General features: G+C 58.7%; 11 protein-coding genes. 4 read left to right on the top strand and 7 right to left on the bottom strand.

Features of this window, described 5'->3' with window-relative positions:
- Positions 1–15 precede the first annotated feature (15 nt).
- From AB7M29_RS28500 to AB7M29_RS28480, 5 genes are all read right to left on the bottom strand, one after another.
- Positions 16–930 carry a glutamate/aspartate ABC transporter substrate-binding protein gene (locus AB7M29_RS28500; RefSeq protein WP_217854342.1) on the bottom strand — a complete coding sequence of 305 codons (915 nt, stop codon included), beginning with the start codon at positions 928–930 and terminating at the stop codon, positions 16–18.
- Between the two features lie 448 nt (positions 931–1,378).
- A complete protein-coding gene (gene glpD, locus AB7M29_RS28495; protein ID WP_217854341.1) occupies positions 1,379–2,917 on the bottom strand; it encodes a glycerol-3-phosphate dehydrogenase in 1,539 nt (512 codons plus the stop codon).
- A gap of 308 nt (positions 2,918–3,225) precedes the next feature.
- Positions 3,226–3,981 carry a DeoR/GlpR family transcriptional regulator gene (locus tag AB7M29_RS28490; protein ID WP_007898523.1) on the bottom strand — a complete coding sequence of 252 codons (756 nt, stop codon included), beginning with the start codon at positions 3,979–3,981 and terminating at the stop codon, positions 3,226–3,228.
- Between the two features lie 84 nt (positions 3,982–4,065).
- Positions 4,066–5,571 (bottom strand): glycerol kinase GlpK, encoded by a 1,506-nt coding sequence (gene glpK / locus AB7M29_RS28485; RefSeq protein WP_007898522.1) that lies wholly within the window; start codon positions 5,569–5,571, stop codon positions 4,066–4,068.
- Between the two features lie 76 nt (positions 5,572–5,647).
- Complete coding sequence (locus AB7M29_RS28480) at positions 5,648–6,499, bottom strand: MIP/aquaporin family protein (RefSeq protein ID WP_217854472.1); 852 nt, start codon at positions 6,497–6,499, stop codon at positions 5,648–5,650.
- A 371-nt stretch (positions 6,500–6,870) separates the two neighbouring features.
- Between AB7M29_RS28480 and ybaK the strand changes: the two genes are divergently transcribed.
- Entirely contained in the window at positions 6,871–7,341 is a 471-nt protein-coding gene (ybaK, locus tag AB7M29_RS28475; protein WP_217854340.1) for a Cys-tRNA(Pro) deacylase, read from the top strand.
- A gap of 116 nt (positions 7,342–7,457) precedes the next feature.
- Complete coding sequence (locus AB7M29_RS28470) at positions 7,458–8,240, top strand: PhzF family phenazine biosynthesis protein (protein WP_448725078.1); 783 nt, start codon at positions 7,458–7,460, stop codon at positions 8,238–8,240.
- Positions 8,241–8,292: 52 nt separating this feature from the next.
- Here the strand turns inward: AB7M29_RS28470 and AB7M29_RS28465 are convergent, their stop codons facing one another.
- Together AB7M29_RS28465 and argF are read right to left on the bottom strand one after the other, a co-directional pair.
- The gene (locus AB7M29_RS28465) at positions 8,293–9,402 is read right to left on the bottom strand and encodes an ABC transporter ATP-binding protein (protein WP_454248513.1); all 1,110 of its coding nucleotides are present in this window, start codon (positions 9,400–9,402) and stop codon (positions 8,293–8,295) included.
- On the bottom strand, positions 9,399–10,319 hold the full coding sequence (gene argF / locus AB7M29_RS28460; protein WP_217854337.1) for an ornithine carbamoyltransferase: 921 nt from the start codon (positions 10,317–10,319) through the stop codon (positions 9,399–9,401). Before argF ends, AB7M29_RS28465 begins: the two co-directional genes overlap by 4 nt.
- Positions 10,320–10,725: 406 nt before the next feature.
- Between argF and AB7M29_RS28455 the strand changes: the two genes are divergently transcribed.
- Both AB7M29_RS28455 and AB7M29_RS28450 read left to right on the top strand, forming a co-directional pair.
- Positions 10,726–11,016 (top strand): hypothetical protein, encoded by a 291-nt coding sequence (locus AB7M29_RS28455; protein ID WP_052966158.1) that lies wholly within the window; start codon positions 10,726–10,728, stop codon positions 11,014–11,016.
- Between the two features lie 134 nt (positions 11,017–11,150).
- On the top strand, positions 11,151–13,259 hold the full coding sequence (locus tag AB7M29_RS28450; RefSeq protein ID WP_454248512.1) for a molybdopterin oxidoreductase family protein: 2,109 nt from the start codon (positions 11,151–11,153) through the stop codon (positions 13,257–13,259).
- Positions 13,260–13,334 lie beyond the last annotated feature (75 nt).

The raw sequence follows: 13,334 nt of genomic DNA, 5'->3' as shown, positions 1-13,334 counted from the left end.
AAGGTTAGTCAGAAATCAGGATTTCTTTTCGTCAGCCGCTTTGTCGGTCGGATTGGCGATCAGGGCCTTGAGCTCTTCGCTCATCGGGAACATCAGGTTCAGGCCTTTTGGCGGAATTGGCTGCATGAACCATTTTTCGTAGATCTTGTTGATCTCGCCGGACTTGTAGGTCGCGGTGATGGCGTCGTCGACAGCTTTCTTGAACGGTGCGTCGCCCTTGCGAACCATGCAGCCGTAAATTTCGTTGGACTGCGCAGTCCCGGTCACGGCCCAATCGGTCGGTTTCTTGGCCTTGGCCATTTCACCGGCCAGCAAGGCGTCGTCCATCATGAAAGCCACGGCGCGGCCGGTTTCCAGCATCTGGAAGGACTCGCCATGGTCTTTGGCGGAGATCACGTTCATGCCCATCTGCTTGTCGGCGTTCATCGACTTGAGGATGCGCTCGGACGTGGTGCCCGCGGTGGTCACGACGTTCTTGCCTTTGAGGTCGGCGAAGTCTTTGTACGGGGAATCTTTCTTGGACAGCAGCTTGGTGCCGATTTCGAAGATGCCGACGGAGAAGTCAACTTGCTGCTGGCGTTCGACGTTGTTGGTGGTGGAGCCGCACTCGAGGTCCACGGTGCCGTTCTGTACCAGCGGAATACGGGTTTGCGAGGTCACCAGGTTGTATTTGACCTGCAGGTTTGGCAAGTCCAGATCTTTTTTCAGGGCTTCAACGACTTTCAGCTGGATATCGTGGGAGTAGCCAACCGGTTTGCCGGAAGCGTCCGCGATGTAGGAAAACGGAATGGAAGCGTCACGATGCCCGAGGGTGATGGTGCCGGACTCTTTGATCTTCTTCAGTGTGCCGGTGAGTTCGGCAGCGAAAACTGGAGTGCTAATCAGAGCGGCAGCAATGGCTGCGCCCAGGATATGGGGAACGATGCGCATCAAATTTTCCTCGACATTGTTTTTTTTATGGAGCCAGTTCATCGGCCTTTTGGTGCTTCTAATGCCTGACGGCTCCTGAAGTGTTGGCACAACAGGCATTCGTCCAAGAGTGTAGAGCATGACTCGTGCCAGGCCAGGCGATATAGATCAAGTTGTTGATTTATAACGTTATTAAATATTTATGGCGTTGAGTTTTCTATCGGGAGATCCGGTTTACCGAATCGACTGGCAAGTCGCGTTCGGAAAACCGAATGCAATTCCATGACTTGCACGTACCCTGTGGGAGCGGGCTTGCTCGCGAAAGCGGTCTATCAGCCGACGGATATGTTGAATGTTAGTCAGTCTTCGCGAGCAAGCCCGCTCCCACAGTTGATCAATGGTGTTCTCTAGAATGCAAAAAGCCCCTGAACCTTTCGATTCAGGGGCTTGGGCTCAACCGGCTTCCCGATCAGGCCGCTTGGATCTTGCTGCGGTTCTGTTCGACCTTGTTCAGGTAATCCTTGAGCTTTTGCTGTTCCGCCGGGGTGGTGAACAGCCCAAGCTTGCTGCGGCGCCACAGAATGTCGTGGGCGGTGGTCGCCCATTCTTCGCTGCACAGGTAATCGACTTCGCGGGTGTAGAGACCACCGCCGATGTGTTCGCCCAGATCACTGAGGCTTTCCACACCTTCGAGCATGCGCCAGGTGCGGCTGCCGTAAGTGGTGGCCCAACGACGGGCGATCTCGGTGGGCACCCAATCGAATCGGTCGCGGATCCGCGAGCTCAAGGCCTGCGGCGTGGTCATGTCTTCGCCGCCAGGCAGGGTGGCGCTGGCGGTCCAGCTTGGCTTGATGTGCGTGAAGTACGGGGCCAGTTGCGCCAGCGCCGACTCGGCGAGTTTGCGGTAAGTCGTCAGTTTGCCGCCGAACACCGATAGCAGCGGCGCCTCTTCGCCACTGCCCGACAATGCCAGGGTGTAGTCGCGGGTGACGGCCGACGGGTTGTCGGATTCGTCGTTGCAAAGCGGACGAACGCCGGAATAGCTGTGCAGGATATCGTCGCGGCTGATTTGCTTCTTGAAGTGGGCGTTGACCACTTTCAGCAGGTAATCAGTTTCGCTTTCAGTGATCGCTACTTTCGCCGGGTCGCCGGTGTATTCGCGGTCGGTGGTGCCGATCAGGGTGAAGTGATTCAGGTACGGAATGGTGAACACGATGCGCTGATCTTCGTTTTGCAGAATGTGCGCGTGTTCGCCTTCATACAGCTTCGGCACGATCAGGTGGCTGCCCTGGATCAGACGGATGCCGTACGGCGACTCCATCTTCAGGTCGTCACGGATGAACTTGGCAACCCATGGGCCGGCCGCGTTCACCAGCGCTTTGGCGCGGATCGAAAACAGGCTGCCATCGGCGCGTTCCAGGTGCAGGTGCCACAGGCCTTTGGTGCGACGGGCGCTGACGCAACGGGTTTGGGTATGAACGTGAGCGCCTTTCTCGCGGGCGGCCATGGCGTTCAGTACGACCAGGCGTGCGTCATCGACCCAGCAATCGGAATATTCGAAGCCTTTGGTGATTTCGCTTTTCAGCGGGCTGTCCGGGCCAAACTTCAGGCTTTTCGAGCCTTCGAGTTTTTCCCGTTTGCCGAGGTGATCATAAAGGAACAGGCCGGCGCGGATCATCCAGGCCGGGCGCAGGTGCGGGCGGTGCGGCAGCACGAAGCGCATCTGTTTGACGATGTGGGGTGCCTTGGCCAGCAGCACTTCGCGTTCGGCGAGGGCTTCGCGCACCAGGCGGAATTCGTAATGTTCGAGGTAGCGCAGGCCGCCGTGGATCAGCTTGCTGCTGGCGGACGAGGTGTGGCTGGCCAAGTCATCCTTTTCGCAAAGGAATACCGAAAGACCGCGACCGGCGGCATCCGCTGCGATCCCCACGCCATTGATCCCACCACCGATGACGGCGATATCGTAGACCTCGGCGAGAGGGGGCGTAGGCAAGGTAGAAGTGGGCATCGGCTGGCCTCGGGCTTTTGATTTTCTATATTGGAATTCGAACATTAATGTTCATTTGCGAAAATATTAGCCCATAAAGACGCCCGCAGCCAGTCAACTTCGATTGAAAATACTGATCGAAGGGCGGTTAAAGGAAAATTTACGAACATTTAGACGCGGTTTTGTGGCGAGGGGGCTTGCCCCCGTTCGACTGCGCAGCAGTCGCAGAGCGGGTTGCGATGTTTAACTGAGGGATTGGCGGTGAATGGTTTTGGGGCCGCTTCGCGGCCCAACGGGGCAAGCCCCCTCGCCACAGGGGGCCGATGTGCTTACACGACCTCCAACCGAATCTTGTGCTGGCTCAACAACTGCGCCAAGGCTGGCGAGGGCTGCTGATCGGTGACCAGGCAATCGATCAGGCTGATCGGCCCCAGGCGAATCATGGCATTGCGCCCGAATTTGCTGGAGTCCGCTGCGAGGATTACCTGTCGGGCATTGGCAATGATCGCCTGGGACACCCGCACTTCCTGATAATCGAAGTCCAGCAAACTGCCGTCTTCATCGATGCCGCTGATGCCGACCAGGGCGAAGTCGACCTTGAACTGATTAATGAAGTCGACACTCGCCTGACCCACCACGCCACCGTCACGCCGCACGTTGCCACCGGTCAGCAAAACGTCGAAGTCGTCCTTGGCGCTGAGCATCGAAGCGACGTGCAGGTTGTTGGTGATGATCTTCAGGTGGTTGTGGTTGAGCAGCGCCCGAGCGATGGATTCGGTGGTGGTACCGATATTGATGAACAGCGAGGCGTGATCGGGAATCTGAGCGGCAATGGCTTCGCCGATACGCTGCTTTTCATCGCGCATCTGATCGGCGCGCATGGCGTAGGCGGTGTTTTCGACGCTGGAATCATAGGCTGCGCCGCCGTGGTAGCGACGCAGCAGATTGACTTCCGCCAGTTGATTGATATCGCGGCGGATGGTTTGCGGTGTAACGACGAACAGCTGAGCCATTTCCTCGATGCTGACATAGCCGCGTTCGCGGACCAGTTCGAGGATTTGCTGCTGACGGGGAGGCAGATTCATGGGGCTTCCTTTGGGCTGCCGTGCAAAATTTGCCCATGATGCCGCAGGAATCTGCTCCCTACCAGTTAGAACCCCATCCTTGGCTTATTCAGCGCCTTCGTGCGGTTCCCAATCACGAGTGCGGCTGACGGCTTTTTTCCAGCCAGCGTAGAGTTTTTCCTTCGCGGTTTCGTCCAGCGTCGGTTCGAACTCGCGCTCGATCACTGCCTTGCCGCGCAACTCGTCCAGGCTGCCCCAGAAGCCACAAGCCAAGCCAGCCAGGTAAGCCGCGCCCAACGCGGTAGTTTCGCGCATTTGCGGGCGCTCGACCTGAGTGCCGAGGATGTCGGCCTGGAATTGCATCAGGAAGTTGTTCGCGACTGCACCGCCGTCCACGCGCAGTGACTTGAGGCGTTCGCCGGAGTCCTGTTGCATGGCGTCCAGAACGTCGCGGGTCTGGTAGGCAATCGACTCCAGCGCGGCACGAATGATGTGATCCACGCGTACGCCGCGAGTCAGGCCGAACAGCGCGCCGCGGGCATACGGGTCCCAATACGGAGCGCCCAGGCCGGTGAAGGCCGGCACCAGGTACACACCGTTGCTGTCCTTGACCTTGTTGGCGAAGTATTCGGTGTCGTGGGCATCGTTGATGATTTTCAACTCGTCACGCAGCCACTGCACGGTGGAGCCACCGTTGAATACCGCGCCTTCGAGGGCGTAGGCCACTTCGCCACGCGGGCCGCAAGCGATGGTGGTGAGCATGCCGTGCTTGGATTTCACTGCTTTGTCGCCGGTGTTCATCAGCAGGAAGCAACCGGTGCCGTAGGTGTTTTTCGCCTGGCCTGGCTCGACGCACATCTGGCCGAAGAGGGCCGCCTGTTGGTCGCCAGCGATACCACCAATGGCAATGCCGCTTTTGGTGTGGCCGTAGATTTCGGACGAGGACTTAACTTCCGGGAGCATCTCGCGCGGGATGTCGAGGACTTCCAGCATCTTCGCGTCCCACTCCAGCGTGTGGATGTTGAAGAGCATGGTGCGCGAGGCGTTGGTGTAGTCGGTGACGTGCACTTTGCCGCCGGTAAATTTCCAGATCAGCCAGCTATCGATGGTGCCGAACAGCAGTTCACCCTTGCGCGCACGCTCACGGCTGCCTTCGACGTTGTCGAGGATCCACTTGAGTTTGGTGCCGGAGAAGTACGGGTCGGTGACCAGGCCAGTGGTGTCGCTGATGTATTGCTCGTGGCCATCGCGCTTGAGCTGCTGGCAGATTTCGGTGCTGCGGCGGCACTGCCAGACGATCGCGTTGTAGATCGGGCGGCCGGTGGTCTTGTCCCAGACCACGGTGGTTTCGCGCTGGTTGGTGATGCCGATGGCCGCGACTTGGTCGTGGTGCAGGCCGGCTTGCGCCAGGGCCTCGACCATCACGGCGCTTTGGGTGGCGAAGATTTCCATCGGGTCATGTTCGACCCAGCCGGCTTGCGGGTAATGCTGCGCGAATTCGCGCTGGGCGGTGCAGACCACGTTCGCGTCACGGTCGAAAATGATCGCGCGGGAGCTGGTCGTACCCTGATCGAGGGCAATGATGTAGTTCTTATTCTGTATGTCGGTCATGTCGATTGCCTTGGACGAAAATTAGGAAGTGAGGTCAGGCGCGGGACCACATGGGCAGGATCACGCGCCAACGGTTTCAAGACGTTCTTGGTTTGCCGTCAATGGCCGGTGCTGCATCCTTTGTAGCAGGTATGGCGCTGGGCAGATGACGGGCAATCAGCCCGCGATAAGCTGCAGCACCAAGGCAGGCACCGACAATCGGTGCAAAAATCGGGATCAGGAAGTACGGGATATCGCGTCCGCCAGTGAAGGAAATTTCACCCCAGCCGGCGAAGAAAGTCATTAGTTTAGGACCGAAGTCGCGGGCCGGGTTCATCGCGAAACCGGTCAGCGGGCCCATCGAGCTACCGATCACGGCAATCAGCAGGCCGATCAGCAACGGCGCCAGCGGCCCTTTGGGCAGGCCATTGTTGTCGTCGGTCAGCGACATGATCACGCCCATCAGGATGGCGGTGATGATCACTTCAACCAGAAAGGCCTGGGCTGTGGACAGGGCAGGGTTCGGGAAAGTGGAGAACACCGAAGCCAATTCAAGGCTGGCCTGGGTGCCACGAACCATTTGGTGAGTTTGTTCGAAATCGAAGAAAAGGTTGCTGTACAGCGTGTAAACCAACAAGGCCCCGCAGAAGGCGCCGGCCACCTGGGAGAGGATATAGAACGGCAGTTTGCGCTTTTCGAAGTCAGCGAAAATGCTCAGCGCGATACTCACGGCAGGATTGAGGTGCGCGCCGGAAACGCCGGCGGTGAGGTAGATCGCCATGCTGACGCCAACCCCCCAGATGATGCTGATTTCCCACAGTCCGAAGCTGGCACCCGCCACCTTGAGCGCGGCAACGCAGCCGGTACCGAAAAAGATTAGCAGTGCAGTACCCAGAAACTCGGCCATGCATTGGCTCGAGAGCGACGGTTGTTGTAAAGCAGTTGTCATTGAAAACCTCGTTTTTGTTGTTGTCTGGCGCTTTTTCATCAAGGTCAAAAGCGCGATTTTCACCAAGGCAGGATCCCCATCCTGTGCTCGGCTTACTGCTGGGTGCTGCGGTGAGACATTCGTACAGTATTCAGATTCGAAAAAATATAGACAAGAAACGCTGCTGTCAAAGGTCGAAAGTGAACTGTCGGTCACATTTCAACTATTAGTCACGTGAATGACCACATCGTTCATCAGGCAGGCCGACCGTGGACGAACGGCACAGAAGCCCGGCCAAGCTATTGAAATGGCGTTGTAATAGAGCCTTTTATCGATCAATGACCTAGAATCCTGCGCAGTATTTTTCTTCTGCCGCCAAGCTTGGAGCTGCCATGACCCCCGCATTGGATTTGTTGAAAAAAGTTCGTGCCGAACATCGCGTGCACAGTTACGAACATGATCCGAAGGCAGCGTCCTATGGTCTGGAGGCCGCGGAAAAACTGGGGTTGGACCCGGCGCAGGTGTTCAAGACATTGCTGGCGGCCAGCGAGAAGGGAGAATTGTTGGTGGCGGTGGTGCCGGTCGTCGGAAGTCTGGATTTGAAGGCGCTGGCGCAGGCCGCTGGGGTGAAAAAAGTCGAAATGGCCGACCCCGCGGCTGCACAGCGTTCGACGGGGTATCTGTTGGGCGGCATCAGCCCGCTCGGGCAGAAGAAGCGCCTGCGTACCTTTATTGACAGTTCAGCTCAGCCTTTTTCTAGCATCTTCGTCAGCGCCGGACGGCGCGGTCTGGAAGTTGAACTGGCGCCTGCCGTGTTGGCCGAACACACCCAAGCGAAGTTCGCCGATATCGGTCGCACCTGAGTAGAGGGGCTCGGGCGTTCAGCCCGGCCCTGTATGGTGGAAATTGATTGGTTCTGTCACTGGTGAAGGGCTCTTCGTGGCTTCATGCTCGTCGACCTAAAAAAGGGAGAATTGGCATGCAGCTAGAGTTTCATCAGGTCGACGCGTTCAGTGATCGGCCGTTCAGTGGCAATCCGGCAATGGTGTACCGGCTCGATACTTGGCTCGACGATGAGTTGATGCAAAAAATCGCCGCCGAACACAACCTCGCCGAAACTGCATTTCTGGTGCGTGAGGGTGCTGTCTGGCACATCCGCTGGTTTACCCCGACCACCGAAGTCCCGTTATGCGGCCATGCGACCTTGGCCAGCGCTTATGTTCTGTTTGAAATCTATAAGGAACCGGTCGAACGGCTGGATTTCATCTGCAAGTCCGGCCCGCTGAGTGTCAGCCGTGAAGGCAAGCGCTTGTGGCTGGATTTCCCGGCCATCGTGCCGACAGAAGTGGGCGTGACCCTGGATGTCGAGCGCGCCTTGGGTGTGAAAACAGTCGATGTGTTGGGTTCGAAAGAACTGTTCGTGGTGCTGGAGTCCGAGCAAGCGGTGCTCGATTGTCAGCCGGACATGGTTGCGCTGGCAAAACTGCCGTGGCTGGGCGCCATTGTGACGGCCAAGGGCAGCAAGCATGATTTTGTGTCGCGATACTTTGCCCCGGCAATCGGCATCAACGAAGATCCGGTGACCGGGTCGACCCATTGCAGCCTGATTCCGTATTGGTCGGAACGCTTGAGCAAGTTGAGTCTGACGGCTTATCAGTGCTCGGCGCGGGGCGGGGAGTTGTTCTGCCAGCTTGAAGGGGATCGAGTGAGTATTGGTGGGAATGCAACGCTGGTCGCTAGCGGAACACTAATGTTGGGTTAACCAAAATCCAATGTGGGAGCGGCACCGCCGCTCCCACATGTATCCGCGTTGTTCAACTGGCGGTGCTGTACCGCCGAACACCGGATTCGATCACCGGAATCTGCGCCGCCGTGCTGCCGTTCGCCTGGAACAACACCAGGTGTTCAGCCGCCACCCGAATGCCTACTTCAGCACCGACCAGATGATCGGCATGACTTGGGAAAATCGACTCCAACTGCGCGCCCGTAGGCAACTGCAAGCGGTACAGGGTTGATGCCCCCTGGAAGCTCTTGCCAACAATCTGCGTCCTCAGTGGGCTGTCTGGCGCATAGACGATATCGTCCGGACGCAACAACACATCCACGGCACAACCGATTGGCCAGGTGTAGGCACGGTTGCCGCGCAATTCACCCAACTCGGTCTGTACCGACTCCGGGCTGCTCAACTGACCGCGAATGAAATAACCCTGGCCAATGAAACTGGCCACGAATGGCGTCAGGGGTTCGTGATAGAGGTTATAGGGCGTATCCCACTGTTCCAGGCGACCTTCCTTGAAAACACCCACGTGGTCGCTGACCGCGAAGGCTTCTTCCTGATCGTGGGTCACCAGAATCGCACTGGTGCCGCGAGCCTTGAGAATGCCGCGTACTTCATGGCTGAGCTTGCGTCGCAATTCGCCGTCGAGGTTGGAGAACGGTTCGTCGAGCAACAGCAGTTGCGGTTCCGGCGCCAAGGCACGGGCCAATGCCACGCGTTGTTGCTGGCCGCCGGACAACTCATGGGGGAAGCGCTTGCCAAGGTTTTTCAGGTTGACCAGTTCGAGCAGTTCTTCGGTGATGCGATCCTTTTGCGGGTGCTTGCGGATCCCGAAGGCGATGTTCTCGGCCACGCTCAAATGCGGAAACAGTGCGTAATCCTGGAACACCATGCCGATCCGGCGTTTCTCCGGGGCGAGGGTGAAGCCGGCGCTGGAAATGGTCTCGCCCGCCAACTGTATTTCACCTTCGTGCACCGGTTCAAAACCGGCAATCGCCCGCAGGGTGGTGGTTTTGCCGCAGCCCGAAGACCCCAGCAGGCAACCGATATCGCCGGCATTCAAATGCAGGTTGAGGTTCTGCACAACCCGCTGGTTTTGATAACCGCAGGCCAGGTTGCGCAGGTTCAGCAGTAATGGCTGGCTCATGCGTGGTGGTACGAAGGCGGGACGAGGAATTCGAGCAAGGCCTTTTGTGCGTGAAGACGGTTTTCGGCTTGATCCCAGGCCACCGAACGCGAATCGTCGAGCAGGTCGAGGCTGATTTCCTCGCCACGGTGGGCCGGCAGGCAATGCATGAACAGCACATCCGGCGCGGCGAGGTCGAGCAGGGCACGGTTGACCTGGAACGGCGCGAACAACTTCAGACGCTTGGCGGTTTCCTCTTCCTGACCCATGGAGGTCCAGACGTCGGTGCTCACCAGGTGCGCGCCGCGCACAGCTTCCTGCGGATCGCGGACGATGGTCACTCGATCGCCGGCTTTAGCCAGGAATTCAGGGTTGGGTTCGTAACCTTCCGGGCAGGCGATGCGCAACTGGAAGTCGAACTGGATCGCCGCTTCTATATAGCTGTTGCACATGTTGTTGCCATCGCCGATCCAGGCCACGGACTTGCCTTGAATCGAACCGCGGTGTTCGAGGAAGGTTTGCATGTCGGCCAGCAACTGGCAGGGGTGCAGGTCATCGGACAGGCCGTTGATCACCGGTACGCGGGAGTTGGCGGCGAATTCGGTCAGGGTGCTGTGGGCAAAGGTACGGATCATCACCGCATCGAGCATGCTCGACATGACGATGGCGCCGTCGCCGATCGGCTCGCCGCGACCCAGTTGGGTATCGCGTGGCGACAGGAAGATCGCCTGCCCACCAAGCTGGATCATGCCGGCTTCGAACGAAATACGGGTGCGAGTCGACGATTTCTCGAAAATCATCCCGAGCACGCGGTTTTTCAGAGGCTCGAACAGTACGCCGCGGTTACGCAGGTCTTTGAGCTCAACGCCTCGACGGATCACGCTGACCAGCTCTTCGGGCGTGCAATCCATCAGGGAGAGAAAGTGCCTTGCGCTCATCATTGACTACCTTTTTGCAACAGACCGCAGATACTCAAAGCCTTGTTTAACTGAAAAACGGGCGAGACCTGCGGCGTAAGCCGCACGGGGCGACGAAATAGGGGAAGGCGCGATATTGACATTAAATGTCGCGTTTTTCCAATAGGCTACGGTGTTTAGAGGATTTCAGAGGGGCTACGGGGTGACCGCAGTAGCGCTTTTGAAGCCTGTTTCCTGACAGCAGCTAACCATTTGTACACCGGGCTCGCCGGGCTTGGCAATCAAACAGGGCGCGGGCGACACGCTGGCGGTCGGTTTTTGACCTGTCATTCGGGCCTTTGGCGGGCAATGTGTCTTGTCCGAAACATTTGCTAAAGCAAAGTGCTGGGTTATAACTAGAGCACGAGCGACGCAGGAAGCCTCAGGAATGGAATCGAAAGAACAACTGTTGATGGAGCTACTCGGCCTTACGGCCCGCTCCCTGACTCACCTCACCGCTTCCATGACCTCGATGTCTTTCGAGCTGATGCGTAGTGAAGACGAAGTCACGAAGGTGGCCGGCCGGCGCATGATCGACCGCATGGCCACCATCAGCGCCGGGCTCGACGAGCATTGGCGACTGATCGGCGAGCTCACCGGCGTGCATGTTGCCCACGAGCAGATCGAAACCATCGAGGAGATCCAGTTGCAGGCGCCGCCGAGTCTGCCGTCCAACTGATCCCTTGCTGTCATCGGCTGGCCTGATGGTCGCCGATTCACAAGACGAACGTCGCTGGCAAAGGGGCGAGTCGCGCGCCATAGTTTTGTTCCCGCGGCCGATATTGCCCGCCCAGAACAAAACAGAGACTGGCCATGACCAAGACTCTCCATCACCGTGCGTGCCACCTGTGTGAAGCCATCTGCGGCCTGACCATCGAAACCACTGAGGTCGAAGGCAGCGGCGTACAGATTACCTCAATCAAGGGTGACCCCCAAGACACCTTCAGCCGCGGGCACATCTGCCCCAAAGCGGTTGCCCTGCAAGACATCCAGAACGATCCGGATCGCCTGCGTCAGCCGATGCAGCGAGTAGGCAGCGAATGGCAGCCTATCGAGTGGGAAGATGCCTTCAGTCTTGTGGCCGAACGCCTGGCGGCGATTCAGGAGCGTCACGGGCAGAACGCGGTGGCGGTTTATCAGGGCAACCCCAGCGTGCACAACTACGGGTTGATGACCCACAGCAATTATTTTCTCGGCCTGCTGAAAACCCGTAACCGGTTTTCAGCGACATCGGTCGATCAGTTGCCCCATCACCTGACGAGTCACTTGATGTACGGCCACGGCTTGCTGTTGCCGATCCCGGACATCGATCACACCGATTTCATGCTGATCCTGGGCGGCAATCCACTGGCCTCCAACGGCAGCATCATGACCGTGCCGGATGTGGAAAAGCGCCTCAAGGCGATTCAGGCCAGGGGCGGCAAAGTGGTGGTGGTCGATCCGCGTCGCAGCGAAACGGCGGCGATTGCCGATCAGCATCTGTTCGTGCGCCCCGGTGGCGATGCGGCGCTGTTGTTCGGGCTGCTCAATACCTTGTTTGCCGAAGGCTTGACCCGCGACAGCCATTTGCCCGTCGATGGTCTGGATGAGGTGCGTGAGGCGATCGCAGGTTTCACCGCCGAGGCCATGAGCCCGCTATGCGCAGTGCCCGCCGAGCAGATTCGCCAACTGGCACGGGACTTCGCGGCAGCGCCGACAGCGGTCTGCTACGGCCGCATGGGCGTTTCGACTCAGGCTTTCGGCACCCTGTGCCATTGGCTGGTGCAATTGATCAATCTGGTCACCGGCAACCTCGATCGGGTGGGCGGTGCGCTGTGCACCGAGCCTGCGGTGGATCTGGTGGCATCGACCTCGGGCGGGCATTTCAACCGGTGGCAGAGTCGCGTGTCCGGACGTCCGGAATACGCGGGAGAACTGCCGGTATCGACACTGGCCGAAGAGATGCTCACCGAAGGGGAAGGGCAGGTCCGCGCCCTGATCACCGTGGCGGGTAATCCGGTGCTGTCCACGCCCAATGGCCGACAACTGGAGCAGGCGCTGGATGGATTGGAGTTCATGGTCAGTGTCGACCTGTACATCAATGAAACCACGCGTTATGCCGACCTGATCCTGCCGTCGACTTCTGCGCTGGAAAACGATCATTACGACACCACGTTCAACATGTTCGCGGTGCGCAACGTCACCCGCTTCAACCGGGCGATCCTCGCCAAGCCGGAAGGCGCGCTGCATGACTGGGAAATCTTCGTGGGGCTGGCCAAAGCCTTTGCGGCGAAGACCGGCAAGGAACTGAAACCGACCATCGCGCCGGCGCAGATGATCGACCGAGGGCTGCGGATGGGCCTGTATGGCGACGCTTCGGAACACAAGTTGTCGCTGGCGACCTTGTTCGATCATCCTCACGGTATCGATCTGGGCGCGCTTAAACCCAACCTGACGCCACGCCTGAAAACCGCCAATCAGCGAGTCCAGGCAGCACCTGTCGAGATCCTCGCCGACCTGGCGCGCTTCGCGGCACTGCAAGCACCGGCCGCCGATGAGCTGCTGATGATCGGCCGCCGTCATGTGCGTAGTAACAACTCATGGATGCACAATTATCACCGTCTGGTGAAGGGCAAACCGCGCCATCAACTGCTGATGAACCCGGACGATTTGGCCAGCCGGGGGCTCAGCGATGGGCAGCGGGTGCGCGTCAGTTCGCGGGTCGGCGTGATCGAGGTTGAAGTGGTTGCCAGCCTGGATATGATGAAAGGTGTGGTCAGCCTTCCTCACGGTTGGGGGCATGCGCGACCGGGTGTGCAGATGACGATTGCCAGCGGTCAACCCGGCTCCAGCGCCAATGACCTGACTGACGAATGTCAGCTCGATGAGTTGTCGGGCAACGCGGCGTTGAACGGCGTACCGGTGACCGTGGCGGCGGCGTGAACATGACTGTCGGGGAGGCCGAGCATGGCGCTCGGGTTTCCGTTACAATGCGCCACCGTGCCGACCACTGAGTCG

It is taken from the genome of Pseudomonas sp. F-14 TE3623 (genome assembly GCF_053629015.1).
Note: the sequence above shows the minus strand (reverse complement) of the source record. Positions and strands in the feature narration are given on the sequence as shown.